Here is a 13583-nt window from a genome sequence, read left to right on the forward strand (position 1 = left end):
AGGGGACGTCGGAGGTGCTGCGGGCGGCGCATCCAGTGCGGTGTCGCTGCGGGCCTGGGATGCGCCGCCCGTGGGGTTATGCGGCCTCCGGTTCGTACAGACCGCCGAGGTGCTCGGCCAGGAACCGCTCCGCCGCCGCGATGAACCTCAGCCGGTTCGCCGGCTTCACGAACCCGTGACCTTCATCGTCGAACAACAGGTACTCGGGAGGTACGCCGTTGCTCCGCAGGGCAGCGACGATCTGGTCGCTTTCGGATTGGGGGACCCGGGGATCGTTGGCGCCCTGGGCGATCAGCAGCGGGACCTTCATCTTTTCGGCGTGGGACAGCGGTGAGCGCGACCGCAGGAACTCGGTTTCGCTCGGGTGCCCCACCGATGCGTACAGCTCGGCGGCCATCGGGCCCCAGTAGGGCGGTATCGATGCCAGGAGCGTCTCGAGGTTGCTGGGCGCGCACAGGGCGATGGCGCAGCGGAACAGGTCGGGTGTGAATGCCGCGCCGGCCAGTGCCGCGTAGCCGCCGTAGGAGCCGCCGTAGATGGCGACCTTGTCCGGGTCGGCGTGCCCGGCCTGCACGGCCCACGCGACCGCGTCGACGAGGTCGTTCTGCATTTTGCCGCCCCATTCCCGGTTGCCGGCGGCGGTGAAGTCCTTGCCGTAGCCGGTGGAGCCGCGGAAGTTGACCTTGATGCAGAGGTAGCCGCGGTCGGCCAGCCACTGCGCTTGCGGGTCCAGCTCCCAGGTATCCCGCATCGGCGGCCCGCCATGCACCAGGAGCACGGTCGGCAGGTTCTCGGTGCGGCCCTTCGGGAACGTCAGGTAGCCGTGGATGTCGAGGCCGTCTCGGGCGGGAAAGGAGAACGGTTGGACGGGCGAGAGCCTGCCGGCGAGACGCGGACGGTTGTGGAACAGCAGCGTCGCCTCGCCGCTGGCCCGGTCGTAGACGTAGGTGGCGGTGGGGTCGTCGGCGTGGATGTAGGACACGATCCACGTGGTGTTGGCCCGGTCGGCCGAGACGATCTGCAGGTCGCCGTCATCGACCTCGGCCAGCCGGTCGAGGTCGTCGCGGACCTCCCCGCTCATGGCGTGGGTGTACAGGCGCTCACGCTGGAACGACACCGTCAACGGCTGTTTCGTCGTCGGGTCGGTCCAGACGGAATGGACGTCGTAGATCGGGTCGTCGGCGATGACGTCGTGCTCGTCGGTCTCGAGGTCGATCCACAGCAGCCGAGTGGCGTTGGCGCCGGCCGAGGTCTTGACGAGCAGCCGGCGACCGTCGCGGTCGAACCCCACCGGCTCCGTGCTGAGCGCGTCGGGCTGGTCGACCGTCAGCACGGGGCACCACTGGTCTTCCTTGAGTACCAGGATCGTCCGGCCGCCCTCGGGATCGGGGGAGATGGCGCCTCGCACCTGCAGCTCGTTGTCGGCCAGGAAACCCATGAACCCGGGGTTCTCCAGGACCTGAGTCAACTCACCGGTCGCCACCTCAAGCTCGTAGACGTCGAACAGCTCGGGGCGGTTCTTGTTGAGCGCGATCAGCACCCGGTCGGTGATCTGCGCAGCCTGGCCGACCATCAGAGCCATGACACCGTCGAACGGCGTCAAGTCCCGGACGTCGCCGGTGTGCACCGATACCGCGTAGAGGTGCGTGTTTTCGTCACCGTCCTCGTCGCGCGGGTAGAGGAGGTGGTCGCTGTCCGGTGCCCACTCGTACCGCTGGATACCGCGGCCGCGGTCGGCGGTGACGGGCCGGGCGCCATCGTCGGTGTCGAGCTCGATGGGGCATACCCACAGGTTCAGCACGCCGTCGACGGGGGCGAGCCAGGCCAGCCACTGTCCGTCGGGGGAGATCGAGGGGGTTGCGCGCTCGGGATTGCCGAACAGGTCGACGCGCGGAATGAGCGAATCCGCGTGTTCTGAGGCGAGTTGCGGGTGCTGCGTCGTGCTGGTCACGCTGGGAGAACTCCTATCTCGGTTGGAAACTGGCGTTGACGTCGTTGTGCTGGACTGTGCGCGCAGCGTCACCGGTCCGCGTAGTGGTCTGCGGGGAGGTTCGGAAACGGCGGGGGTCAGGTGTCGGAGTGGGTCCTGGTTCAGCGGTCGCTCAGGGATGGACGCGTTGCCGGGTCTGTGCCGGGTCAGGGTGTCCAGCTCAGCAGCGTGGCCAGGAGGAGCGCGGCGGCGGTGGCCACAAGGTCGTGGTCCCGCCTGCGGGTGGCAGGGGTACCGGCCGGCATCGACGGGGCTGCCAGCGCCACTGCGACTGTCTTTCTGAAACGCACGAGCGGAATACCCTTTCGCAGTAACAAGGTTGGCGCGGTCGCGGGTATGCGACGCGTCAGCTCTATTCGTGCTGCCTGGCCGCGCACGAGGATGGCCGTGCGCGGCCAGGCATCCACGGATCCCGCACACCACAGAGGCTGAGCTCTCAACCCTGAGGGCGCGCGAGACATGACTGGCCACCCCCCGGTGACCGGTCGAGCCCGGGCCCGGTGCCGCCGTGCAGGTAACCCGAGTTTCGTGGCGACATCGGTTCCGGATCCCTGGCTGCCCGCGTAGTCGGGATACGGGCGGTCAGGGAGCCAGAGGTTGCGGACCACGGGGGCTGCGGTAGGTCGTGGTCCGGTCCTGGTTTCTGGGTGAGGACCGCGGCGGTGAAATGTCCGCACACCGGTGAGCCGGCGGGCGGCCCGTCGGGGTACCAGGTGAACGCGGGGACGATCCCGGGTGGCAGCACGCTGGTGCCCTGGATCATCGCGTGGATCTCGGCTTCGGTGGCGAGGCTGCCGGTGCCAAGACCATGATCCTGCAACGCATGTAACGCCGTTTCGAACTCACGTGCCTGGACGGCGAGGTCTGGATTCTCGGGCTCGTACAGGTGGGTCATGGCCAGGAACCCGCCCGCGGGAAGCCGCGCGAGATGCTCTTGCACTACCCGGGCGGCGTCGGTGCGGCTGCCGCCGTAGAACGACATCGTCCCGCCGCCCAGCAGCAACGCCACGCGGTCGAGGTCGGGACAGATGAGGCCGGGGTTTTCGCTGCCGGTGTTGTAGAGGGTGTCCCACATCGCGGCCGGGTTCCACGGGTCGGCCTCGACCACGTGGACGCCGTCGTCGGCATCGGCGATGGTGCGCAAGTGCGCCAGTGTCAGCGGGTCGCGCTCGACATAGATCACCGTCGCGCACGCCGTGCGCTGCAAGCGATTGCGGGCGATCTCCTCGCCGAGGCGGACCTGGGAGTGCAGGTCGTCGTCACCGGCGATGTGCGGCAGGCCCGCGCCGGCGACCACGATGCTGCTGACGCGCTGGTGGCCGGCGAGGTAGGTGGCTGCGCGGTCGAGGAAGGCGCGCTCGGACCGGAACACGAACCCGGCGTTCTCCACCCGGTCGTGGAGCCGGTGGGCGGCGGCGCGTTCGTTGTCGTGGGCGAATTTGGCGCAGGGCTTGTACCGGCCGTCGCTGTTTTTGGCTTCGCGGAACGCGTCGTAGAGGTAGGCGAGGTTGATCCGCGCCTGATCGACTCCGCACGGGCGCCACCACCATGGTGCGTCGTCCGCGCGGTGGTGGGCTGGAGCGGGGAGTGCGGTTGCGTTGTGGGTCATCGGTGTGGTCATGCCTCGGTGAAGTGCAGGAGGGACACGGACGTTGCTAGCTGCGGGTGCGGGTCGCGGTGACGGGCAGGTGGGCGGGGCCGCGGGTCCAGGGCGAGGGGTGCAGCGGCACCTCGGTGGCGGGGATGTCCAGGCGCGCGCCGGGCAGGCGGTGCTGGACGGTCTCGACGGCGGTGCGGACGATGAGGCGGCTGAGCCGCTGCGCGGGGCAGGCGTGCGGTCCGACGCCGAAAGCCAGGTGGGCGCGGTTGGCGCTGTCGAGGCGGTCCTGCGCACCGGCCCAGGGGTCGGTGTTGGCGGCGGCCAGTCCGAGGATCAGCGCGTCGCCGCGGGCGATGCGCTGGCCGGCGAGGACGGTGTCGCTGGTGGCCCAGCGGGTGGGCTGGTTGGCCATTGGCGGATCGGTCCACAACACGTGATCCAGGGCGTCGTCGATGCCCAGGTGCCCGCCGCGGACTTGGGCGTCGAAGCGGGGATCGGTGAGCATGATCCGCAGCGTCTGCGCGATCCACACCTGGGTGGTTTCCCACCCTGCTCCCAGCGTCAGCAACATCGAGGCCAGGACCTCGGCGTCGTGGTGATGGCCGGGGTGATCGAGGAAGGTGGTGGTGAGGTCGTCGGACGGCGCCGTGCGGTGCGCGCTGATGACGTCACTGAGGAGGGTTTCCATCTCGCCGAACAGGGCCTGGGCGTCCGCGCCGGAGCCGAACAGCGCGATCACGCAGTCCTGCAGCCGCTCGCCGAGGTCCGGGGTGATGCCGAACAGGCCGGCGACAGTGAGCATCGGCACCTGCGCGGCGTAGGAGGCGACCAGGTCGATCGGTCCATCGGCGGGGAGCCGGTCGATCAGCCGGTCACAGGTCGCGCGGATGAGGCGGGCCGTGCGCTGGTCGTCGAGCCCGGCCAGGCCATCGTAGATCGGCGCCCGCAGCCGGCGGTGTTTGGCGCCGTCGGAGAAGTACGCGTTGTCGCGCGGGGCCATGATCGGCAGGAGCCCGGAGTCGGGGCCGATGCGGCCATTGCGCAGCAGGCGCCAGTGGCTGGAGTCGCGGGAGAAGCTCAGATCGTTGCGGACGACGGCCCGGATTTCCTGGTAGCCCAGGACCAGCCATGCCGGGATTCCGGGCTCCAGCTCGACCGGCGCGACCTGCCCGCAGCGCTCGCGCAGCTGTCGGTAGGCGGCTTCGGGAACGGGGCAGGTCGTAGTCGCCGACAGCGGGGTCAGGCCGGTCAGCTCGTCGAGGCGGCGGTCGGGCGAGGGTGTGGTCATCGGATTCTGGCCTCCGCGGCGTCGAGACAGGTCAGGGCATGGCTGACCAGGGTGATCAGGGCGTAGACCGAGGAGCGGTGGTCGAGGGCGTTGCAGTGCAGCAGCACCGCCTCGGGCAGGGCGAGCGCCTGGCGCACCTCGTCGTCGGCGGGGCGGGGAGAGTCGGGGAAGTCGTTGACGGCCACGACGTAGGGCAGCCCGGTGGCCTCGAGCTGGTCCAGGACGGCGAAGCTGTCGTCGATGCGGCGCAGGTCGATGAGGACCAGCGCTCCGATCGCGCCCTCGGCCAGGCCGTCCCAGAGGGACCAGAACCGCTGCTGGCCGGGGGTGCCGAACAGGTACAGCACCGTGTCGCCGCCGAGGGTGACCCGGCCGAAGTCCAACGCGACCGTCGTCGTCGTCTTGTTCTCGACGCCGTTGAGGGAGTCGACCCCGACGCTGGCGACGGTCATCGGTTCCTCGGTGCGCAAGGGCGGGATTTCGCTGACCGAGCCGATCAGGGTCGTCTTGCCCACGCCGAACGCACCGACCACCAACAGCTTCGCCGACCCGCCCACGGTGTCGGGCACGTAGCTGATGCTGTCGCTGTCACAGCTGGCGGAGTCCGGCAAGGACCTTCTCCATCAGTTCGCGTTTCGGCCCGGCATCCCGGATACACAGCAGTCCTTCGTCGATCAGGTCGGAGGCCAGGACCCGCACCACGCTCACCGGCAGCCCGAGGTGGGTGGCGGTCTCGACCAGGCTCAGTTGCCCCCGGCACAGCCCGAGCAGCTCCCGCTTCTGCGGCGTCGTCCGGTCGGGAACGGGCCGGTGCAGCAGTGCGGACAGCAAGGTCTCCGGCCGCAGGGTGGCTTTCGGCTGGGTGCGGCCGCCGGTGAGCACGTAGGCCGGGACCGGGCCCGGCCAATACCCGTCGTCGGAGTGGGGCATCAGCCGCGGGCGGGAGTGCTCAATGTGGACTCGCCGACCTGCTTGATCCGCTCGGCCATGGAGTGGGCGATCAGACCGGGGCTGATGTCGGCGGCGGTCGCCACGGCCAGGCACGTCCGGTCGCCGGCCCGGCGGACGAACAGGAAGCCGTCGGACCATTGGCAGAAGGTCTGCTGGAACGAGCCGGCGAAGCCGGCGACCTCCTGCACCGCGGACGCGCTGGCGACGAGAGCTGAGCAGACCGCGGCGATCGAGTCGGCTCTGTCCCTGTCGACACCGTCGGTGTGGGTCACGACGAGACCGTCGCTGGCCAACACGACGCAGAAGCGGACGCCGGGAATCTCGGTCAGCTCCGCCAGCATCCAAGGATCCGTTGTGGACGTCATCGTGGTCCCTCGCTGTCGGTCTCGTCAGACGCTTCGCTGTCCGTGTGGGCGGTGGGATCGGAGAGCGTGCCCTGGTGCACGAACTCGTCCATGAACTTGGCTTCCTCGGCCGGGTCCGGTGGTGGTGCAGGCTGAGGGGCACGGGTGCTCGTCGGCGTGCCTGCCGGCTCCCGCTGCGGGATTCGGATCGGCAGCCCGTGGGCGGTCTGCCCGCCGCTGGGCGTAGCGGGAGCGAGCCGGGTCTCCAAGCCCTCGCGGTGCCTACCCGGCGTGGCCGGCGGCGGCTTGGGGTCCGACTGCCGCGGCGCCGGTGTCACCGGGGCTTCCACACCGGCCGCGACCGGCACGAGCATGTGGTCGGGGACCGTCGTCACCGCGCGGACGCCGCCATTCGCGGTGCTGTCGAGCCGCACCAGAAACTCGTGCCGCCGGGCGAGCACTCCCACGACGGCCAACCCGGTCTGGGGCGGTTCGCCCAGGTCATGCAGGCTGACCGGGACGCGGCCGGAGACACGGTCCTGGGCCCAGGGCAGCTGCTCGGCGTCCAAGCCGTGCCCGTCGTCGTGGACCGTGATCGCCCATCCGGCGTCGACCGCCTCGAAGGTGACGGTGACCGTCGTTGCGGGTGGTGAGTGCCGGGTGGCGTTGTCCAGGAGTTCGGCGAGCAGGTGGATCAACTGCTCGGCGAGGGTGTTGATCACCGCGACGTCCGGGTTGCCCGTTACCTGGACCCGCGGGTAGTCGATGATCCGGGCGCAGGCGTGCTGGACGACCTTGGCCAGCGGCTGCGGCTGAGGCCACTGCCGGCCCGGGAATCTGCCGGCCAGCACGGTCAGCGTTTGCGCTGCCCGTGCTTGCGTGGCTGCGGCGTGGCTGATGCTGAAGTAGTCGCGCAGCGCGCCCGGGTCGTCGGAATACCGTCGCAGAATCTGATCGGCGAGGTGCTCCATCTTGTTGGCGGTGGTTTGCCAGCGCTGCGCCAGCGACACGAACGCGCTGACGAGGCCTGCCTCCCGGTCCAGGCTCTGCTCGACGAGGCCCCTGACGGCCGCCACCGCAGCGTCCGCGACAGCGTCGCCGGTCGCCTCCAGCACAGAAGGCGGCTCGACGCCGCGGTTCACAGCATCGAGCTGGCCGACGACCGCGTTCAGCGCCACCTCGCGGGTGTGGGCCAGCAGCTCGAGTTCGTGCAGCAACTCGTCACGGCCCTGGTCGGCATCGCGGCGCCGGTCCAAATTGTTGTTGGCCCGTCGTGCGGCGTTGGCCAGCACATCGCCCGCGGCGGCCAAAGCATTGAGGCCGACCGTTCGGAGCCGTGCAGGGGTCTGGTGAGTCATGGGTGATCTAGTCCCGACTGTCCTGGTTGGAAACCTGCGGTGGGCGTGACGACGTCGACGCCGTCCGGTGCCGACGGTGTTCTCGTTGCCGCGAGCCGGCACCGCTCGATCGCTGCCGAGGTACGTGTGAAGGGGAGGTGGGGTGGCACAGCCGCGCGGCGGTGGCTCGCGGGCTGTCGAGGACGAGGGGTAACCACCCCACCTCCAGTCCGGTTAGGAATCCAACCGGACACTGTGGACGCTGCGCGAGAAGGAGGCGGCCGCATCCACCAGTCGCGCGAAGGCGGGACTCCGTGCCGCCCGCCTCGCGACGCGCGCATCGGCACCGGACGGCGCCATGCCCGCGCACCGGTCGTCGCCGCCACCGGGTGCGCCAGACCGGGCTGGTCTCCCGCGCAGCGACCGCGCGGGAGGTGCCGCGTCGGCTGCCTCACGGACTGGGTGGGGTCGGTGGCGGATGTCATGACGTCCTTCGTCGACAAATCGGTCCGGCGTCGGCCAGGTCGCGGTATCTCGCGACGCTGGGCGACGACGGAACACGGGCTCGGTAGGCAGGGTGGTGCGGAGTGCCCCATCTGCCTGGCGGTCGGGCGTCGCCGGCAGCGGTTGGTACCGCCGCGGCGCCCAGTATCACGGTGGTCCGGCCCGGGTCGTGCACGAATCCTGCGCCGGAGAACTTTCGTCCCGAATGGAACCCGGCAACCTCTGCCTGTGCTCCATTCGAAGCTCATCAACTCAGACGACAATAGGGCAGAATGTGAGTTTGTCAACACGAAGAGCGCATTTCTGTGCTGGTAATCGTGGGTCCCACGAATAGGCTACGCGGGTTTACGTAGCGCGATGCTCGGCACCGCGTAGTCGCGGGCAAGGCTGATACGTAGTTGCCTTTGCCGGACTACGACGTCGGATGAGCTGACCTGGGCGTTCCTGAGGGTAGTGGCGGCGCAGATGGGTTAGCGGCATACAGTTCGCTGGGCGGCGCTACGTGGTCCGCAGCGGAAGCTGCGCGGCGGTGAGGAATCACTACGCGGCCTGGGCTGTCATGATTGCGCGCTTTCCGCATTGCGCTCACGCCGGGGTTCGCAGATTCTTAGTCGAGTGCCGCAGGCCGTGCGTGGGCACTCCTGCTTGGCAGTTGGTAGGTCTGTCGTCGACGCCGAGGCGCGTCGGTAGAACGTATATGCGAGAAAGGCGTCGTGATGACCGTCAACGCGTTTTTCAGCCCTTACTATTGGGACCATGCGCACGAGGTAGCAGCGGCGCTGCGGGAACAGGGTCCTGTCCATCGCGCGATGATCCCGCGAGGGGAGGGGGAGAAGGGGATACCGGTCTGGGTCGTCGCGCGCTACGAGGATGCGCGGGCGGCGTTGACCGACACCAGGTTGTCGAAGGACGTCGCCGGACTGGCCGCGATTCTGCACAAGCTTCTCGCGGAGGCGGGCGCGGACACCACGCTCAGCAGCATGTTCTCCCCTCACATGATCTTCTCGGACCCGCCGCGGCACACCCGGCTGCGGAACCTGCTCGTTCGGCACTTCACCCGAACCCGGATCGAAGCCCTGAAGCCACGGGTTGAGCAGCTGACCGCCGAGCTGGTCGAGAACCTCCCGCTGCATCAGGAAGTCGACTTGATCACCGAAGTGGCGTTCCCGCTGCCGTTGTACGTGATCTGCGAGCTGATCGGCGTGCCCGAGGACAAACGCGGGATGCTGCGCGCGTGGACGTACGCCTTGATGGAGGATCTGCCCGGCCGGGCCGACGCCGCGTCCCAGAGCATGCAGGACTACCTGCTCAACCTGATCGAGATCGCGCGCGCCCACCCGGGCGATGACCTGCTCTCGGCGCTGGTGCAAGAGGCCGAGGACGAGAACCGTCTGAGCCTGGAGGAACTGGTGGGCACCCTGTTCCTGTTGTTCGTCGCCGGCCATGAGACGACGACCGCGCTCATCGGCAACGGCATTCGCTGGCTGCTGGACGACCCGCAGGTCTGGGGGGAATTGGGGCAACATCCACAGCTGCTGCCCGGCGCGGTGAAGGAGGTTTCCCGGTTCGACGCTCCCGTGGCCACCGCGACCCATCGGTTCACCACAACCCCCGTCACGATCGGCGAAACAACGATCCCCCCAGGCGAAATCGTGCTCATCTCCCTGCTGAGCGCCAACCGCGACGGTCGCCGGTACGCCCGTCCTGACGAGCTGGACATCCGCCGCGACAAGTCCAATCTCGCGTTCGGCCACGGCATCCACTACTGCCTTGGCGCGCAGCTGGGCCAAATGGAAGCCGAGATCGTCATCGGCGCGCTCGCCCGGCGGTTCCCCGACGCTCGCCTTGCGGTCGAGGCAACGCAGCTGCGGCGACGGCAACCCGCGATGATCCCCAACAGCTATGTCGATCTGCCGGCGTATCTGGGCTAGCGAGAGCCGGCGACCTGCGTTTTCATGGCTCGTCACGGTCGCTCCCGGTGGCAGGCTCAGCACCGGTGCGGAGGTGCCACGCGGCGATCTCGATCCGGCTCGTCGTGCCCAGCTTCTTGTTGAGATTCGAGACATGCGTGCTCACCGTCCGGCGCGACATCTCCAGTTGGGCGCCGATGGCCTCGTTCGACAACCCCTGAGCGAGGAGGCCGGCCACCTCGAACTCGCGGGCGGTGACACCATCGGGCGGACCGCCCGTCCCGGGCGCTGCCAGCGGCGCGAGGGCCAGGGCGTCCATGTCCTGCGGGGACAGGTCCCGCCCGGCCGCGACGTGGCAATCCCACAGGTCGTTGCCGAGCGGGTCCTTTCCGAGCGCCTGCCGCCCCGCAGTCTCGGCCAGCCGCTGCAGGCGCAGGAATGGCGTCAGCCCGAGCACGCTGGCCTGGGCCGACTGCTGGCGCGCCCGTGCACCGCCCAGTACCTTGGCGGCTGTCGCGTAGTCGTCCAGCCGCGCGGCGATCAGCGCGATCAGCCACAGGCTCCAGGCCGGCCCCCACGCGTCGCCGATCTCCCGCTGGATCCGCAACGCCTGTTGCACCGACCGCGCGGCCTGCCGCGGGTCGCCCTCGAGCAGCTCGACCAGCGCCCGCGACCACAGGGCCCAGGAGATACTCCACGGCGCATGCGCCGCCTCAGCGTCTGCCAGCAGGCTCTCGCTGTCGGCCTTGGCGACGTCCAGGCAGTGCAATGACGCCGCCGACATCGTCAGGAGCAGGCGAGCCATCCACTCGTCCGCCACCGCCCCGACGGCCGCGTACGCGCGCGCCGCTCGGCGGAACAACGTCAACGACTCGCGCGCGCGTGCCGGATCCTGCTCTACCAGCCACAGCCGGGTCGCGCGGGCGGTGTCGAGCGGGCCGAAGGCGCCAGCGAGGTCGAGCCCGGCGGCCGCGGCTTCGGCGTGGTGGAGCAAGGGATCGGCGCGCGCGTGGTTGCCCTGGATCAGCGCGATCCACGCCGCCAGCGACAACCCGGCCACCTGGTTCACGCTCGGACTGCCGCGGTGGCGGTCCAGCCCTGCGGTGAGCATGCGGACGTTTTCGTTCAGCCGGCCACTGAAGATGAACGCGCATGTCCGGCTGACCTGTATCGCCAGATCCAGCCCCCGCTCGGCGGTCTGCGGCGTGGACAGGAGCCGCAGCTGGGCCGCGATCAAGTCCGGCCGGAACTCGTTCAGCCGGACCATCCACTCGATCTGCTGTGGTCCGATCCATTCGCGGCTCGCCTGCGTGGCCAGCGCCTCGAAGTACGAGGTATGGGCTTGGTGCAGCTGGGCATGGTCGGGTTCCGACACAAGCCGGCCGTACTGGCGGATCGTCTCCAGCATGCGGTAACGCGGGCGGCTGTCCCGACGCGCCACCGCCTTGAGAATGTTCTTGCCGACCAGCGTGACGAGAAGGGTCTCCACCTTGGTGTCGTCGAGGCCGATGGGGTGCACGAGCTCGTGGATGGCGTCGAGGTCGAACCCACCTTCGAAGATGCTGGCCGCGGCCCACAACTTTTGCTCAGGCTCGCCCAGCAGGGCGTAGGACCAGCGCACCATCGCCTCCAACGAGCGGTGGCTGTGCTGACCTGAGGTCCCGTGGTTCAGCAGCGACAGCAGGTCCGGATGCTTAGTGAGCGCGCGGACGGTCATGGCGTTGCCCTGCAGCGTCGCCGCGGCCAGCTCGATGGCGAGCGGAATACCGTCGAGCCGGCGGCACAGCTGCGCCGCGACGGGATGGTCGTTCTCGCCGATCGTGACGTGTAGCTCCGCTGCTCGGTCGAGCAGCAGCTGCAGCGCCTCGTGCACACCCTCGGTGCCCGCGTCGCAGTCGCAGCGTTCTTCGTCGCCGACGCACAACGGCGGAACCGGCACCAGGCGCTCGCCGCGCACGCCCAGCCGTTCCCGGCTGGTCGCCATCACCTGAAGCCCGGGCGCCCTGCGCAGCAGCGTGTTCAACAGCGTCGGTACCGGACCAGTACCGGGCGCACCGACCAGGTGTTCGCAGTTGTCCAGCATCAGCAGCATCTGCCGGTCCCGGAGGTAGTCGCAGAGCCTGTCCAGCCCTGGCTGCGATGCGCTGTCGTGGATCGCCAGCGCGTCCGCGATCGCGCCGTACAGCCGGTCGCCGCCTTCGCGCAGCTCGACGAGGCTGACCACGACGACGCCGTCCCGGTAGCTGCGCGTTGAAGTCTGGTCGTGGGCGAGGCGGTGCAGGAGCCTGGTCTTGCCGACCCCGCCGAAACCGGTCAACGTCACCAACCGGGTGTCGGAACGAGAGAGCAGCTCCCTGACGCGGTCAAGCAGCCCGCCGCGGCCGACGAACGAATCCAGCTCCACCGGTACCGCGACGGACGGCATGGGCGCGTCCCGGTCGTCGACAACGCGGTCTTCGTCGCCGGCCGTCATCTGCGCACCTCGACCGCGGTGACGGCCGTCCGCCGCGTTTCTCGCCGGGCAGCACCTGACCGGATGGCGTGCGCGACCGCGATGTCAGTCGGCGCCCAGCGGCTTGCATTCGCAGCGACGCCGATCATCGCGGGCCTGCCGCCGAGGAGACCGCGGCGTCGTCTGGCCTGGGGGCGCTGACGCAGGGCACGCACGGCATTCCGGTTCCGACCGCGACCTGTTCAGCATCGCCTGGCCGGATCTTCAGCCCGCAGAGGGCCGTGAGCTTCTCGGGCATTGTCTCCGCAGCGGTCACCCGAATCAGATGGACGGTCCGATCGGTCTCACCAACGATGCGCCCATTCGGCAGCTCGACCCCGCGCCGTAGCCGGGCGGCGACGATACCTGGCACCCGGCCCGCGGCCGGTGAGGCGGCCTTAGCGGCGTCGACCCCGGGCGCTATGGGCACTGCGCGACTGACGATACGTGTTGGGATTGACGGGTTGTTCATGATCACCTGGTTGGTTCGTTGTCGGGCAAGCTCGAGCGCCTCGACCGCCGCGGAATCGATGTCTGCTGGCGGTCGAGACGCGCGGACCGGACAGGAGGGAGGTGTGTGAACCGGCTGTCCGGGCCGGGCTGGGTGGCGTCGTCACGATCGAGGACGGGTTCGCCGGGCGGGCCTGTCGGCGCTCGTCCTCCTCTGCCAACCGACGGGCGAGCTTGTGCAGGGCGGTGACGAGGCTCTGATACATCTCGGGCAGCTCGGTGGGCGCGATCAGGTCAGCGTCACCCCAGCCCTGCAGGAACGCGGTGAGCCGGGCGTGGGCGTACTTGAACGCGAGCGCGTCAGCCGAGGAGCTCTGGAGGCGGCGCAACGCTCGGTCGACGGTCGCGGCGATCACCTGGAGCCGGGCATGAGCGCGGCATTCGGAGACTTCGTTCTGCCAGCGGACGTGCGGCAACGAGACGAGCTCATGCCGTGCCTGTAAAACGGCGAGTCGTCGCCGCTCGCGACGATGCGTCAGAAGCCGGATCATGACGGCCACTGCCGCGAAGTGCAGCTCACCGCACGACAGACGTGCTGCGTTATGGCGGGGACTTGCCCGCCCATGACGTGACGCCAACCGTCGCGTCGCGAGATCGTCACGTCCGAATGAGCGTTACCGCGCTTGATGTTGACTCCCGGTCGCTGCGTGGCGGCCAC

10 protein-coding genes are annotated in these 13583 nt (G+C 69.3%); 1 reads left to right on the plus strand and 9 read right to left on the minus strand.

Going from position 1 to position 13583, the window contains the following annotated elements; all coding sequences use genetic code 11:
• Positions 1–76 precede the first annotated feature (76 nt).
• From ACERZO_RS48020 to ACERZO_RS48050, 7 genes are all read right to left on the minus strand, one after another.
• Positions 77–1951 (minus strand): S9 family peptidase, encoded by a 1875-nt coding sequence (locus ACERZO_RS48020; protein ID WP_372672705.1) that lies wholly within the window; start codon positions 1949–1951, stop codon positions 77–79.
• A gap of 475 nt (positions 1952–2426) precedes the next feature.
• Positions 2427–3611, minus strand: coding sequence for an SAM-dependent methyltransferase (locus tag ACERZO_RS48025; protein ID WP_372672706.1), 1185 nt, complete (start codon positions 3609–3611; stop codon positions 2427–2429).
• A 34-nt stretch (positions 3612–3645) separates the two neighbouring features.
• Positions 3646–4878: a cytochrome P450 gene (locus tag ACERZO_RS48030; RefSeq protein WP_372672708.1), complete on the minus strand. Its 1233-nt coding sequence runs from the start codon at positions 4876–4878 to the stop codon at positions 3646–3648.
• The gene (locus tag ACERZO_RS48035) at positions 4875–5447 is read right to left on the minus strand and encodes a GTP-binding protein (RefSeq protein ID WP_372672709.1); all 573 of its coding nucleotides are present in this window, start codon (positions 5445–5447) and stop codon (positions 4875–4877) included. The genes ACERZO_RS48030 and ACERZO_RS48035 overlap by 4 nt, the downstream gene beginning before the upstream one ends.
• 19 nt (positions 5448–5466) lie before the next feature.
• A complete protein-coding gene (locus tag ACERZO_RS48040) occupies positions 5467–5808 on the minus strand; it encodes a DUF742 domain-containing protein (RefSeq protein ID WP_372672710.1) in 342 nt (113 codons plus the stop codon).
• On the minus strand, positions 5808–6194 hold the full coding sequence (locus ACERZO_RS48045; protein WP_372672711.1) for a roadblock/LC7 domain-containing protein: 387 nt from the start codon (positions 6192–6194) through the stop codon (positions 5808–5810). Before ACERZO_RS48045 ends, ACERZO_RS48040 begins: the two co-directional genes overlap by 1 nt.
• On the minus strand, positions 6191–7531 hold the full coding sequence (locus tag ACERZO_RS48050; protein ID WP_372672712.1) for an ATP-binding protein: 1341 nt from the start codon (positions 7529–7531) through the stop codon (positions 6191–6193). The genes ACERZO_RS48045 and ACERZO_RS48050 overlap by 4 nt, the downstream gene beginning before the upstream one ends.
• A gap of 1199 nt (positions 7532–8730) precedes the next feature.
• Here ACERZO_RS48050 and ACERZO_RS48055 point away from each other — a divergent pair.
• Positions 8731–9945, plus strand: coding sequence for a cytochrome P450 family protein (locus ACERZO_RS48055; RefSeq protein ID WP_372672713.1), 1215 nt, complete (start codon positions 8731–8733; stop codon positions 9943–9945).
• 22 nt (positions 9946–9967) lie between these two features.
• On the opposite strand, the gene ACERZO_RS48060 is transcribed toward ACERZO_RS48055, so the two are convergent.
• Together ACERZO_RS48060 and ACERZO_RS48065 are read right to left on the minus strand one after the other, a co-directional pair.
• The gene (locus ACERZO_RS48060; RefSeq protein ID WP_372672714.1) at positions 9968–12397 is read right to left on the minus strand and encodes a LuxR C-terminal-related transcriptional regulator; all 2430 of its coding nucleotides are present in this window, start codon (positions 12395–12397) and stop codon (positions 9968–9970) included.
• A gap of 416 nt (positions 12398–12813) precedes the next feature.
• Positions 12814–13425, minus strand: coding sequence for a hypothetical protein (locus ACERZO_RS48065; RefSeq protein ID WP_372672715.1), 612 nt, complete (start codon positions 13423–13425; stop codon positions 12814–12816).
• Positions 13426–13583: the final 158 nt, after the last annotated feature.

It is taken from the genome of Amycolatopsis kentuckyensis, assembly GCF_041679295.1.
Lineage (GTDB): Bacteria > Actinomycetota > Actinomycetes > Mycobacteriales > Pseudonocardiaceae > Amycolatopsis > Amycolatopsis kentuckyensis_A.

Bases quoted from the DNA above. Each gene is read 5' to 3' on its own strand.
- ACERZO_RS48025 (WP_372672706.1), bottom strand. From the start codon at position 3,611: ATGACCACACCGATGACCCACAACGCAACCGCACTCCCCGCTCCAGCC.
- ACERZO_RS48030 (WP_372672708.1), bottom strand. From the start codon at position 4,878: ATGACCACACCCTCGCCCGACCGCCGCCTCGACGAGCTGACCGGCCTG.
- ACERZO_RS48040 (WP_372672710.1), bottom strand. From the start codon at position 5,808: ATGCCCCACTCCGACGACGGGTATTGGCCGGGCCCGGTCCCGGCCTAC.
- ACERZO_RS48045 (WP_372672711.1), bottom strand. From the start codon at position 6,194: ATGACGTCCACAACGGATCCTTGGATGCTGGCGGAGCTGACCGAGATT.
- ACERZO_RS48050 (WP_372672712.1), bottom strand. From the start codon at position 7,531: ATGACTCACCAGACCCCTGCACGGCTCCGAACGGTCGGCCTCAATGCT.
- ACERZO_RS48055 (WP_372672713.1), top strand. From the start codon at position 8,731: ATGACCGTCAACGCGTTTTTCAGCCCTTACTATTGGGACCATGCGCAC.
- ACERZO_RS48060 (WP_372672714.1), bottom strand. From the start codon at position 12,397: ATGACGGCCGGCGACGAAGACCGCGTTGTCGACGACCGGGACGCGCCC.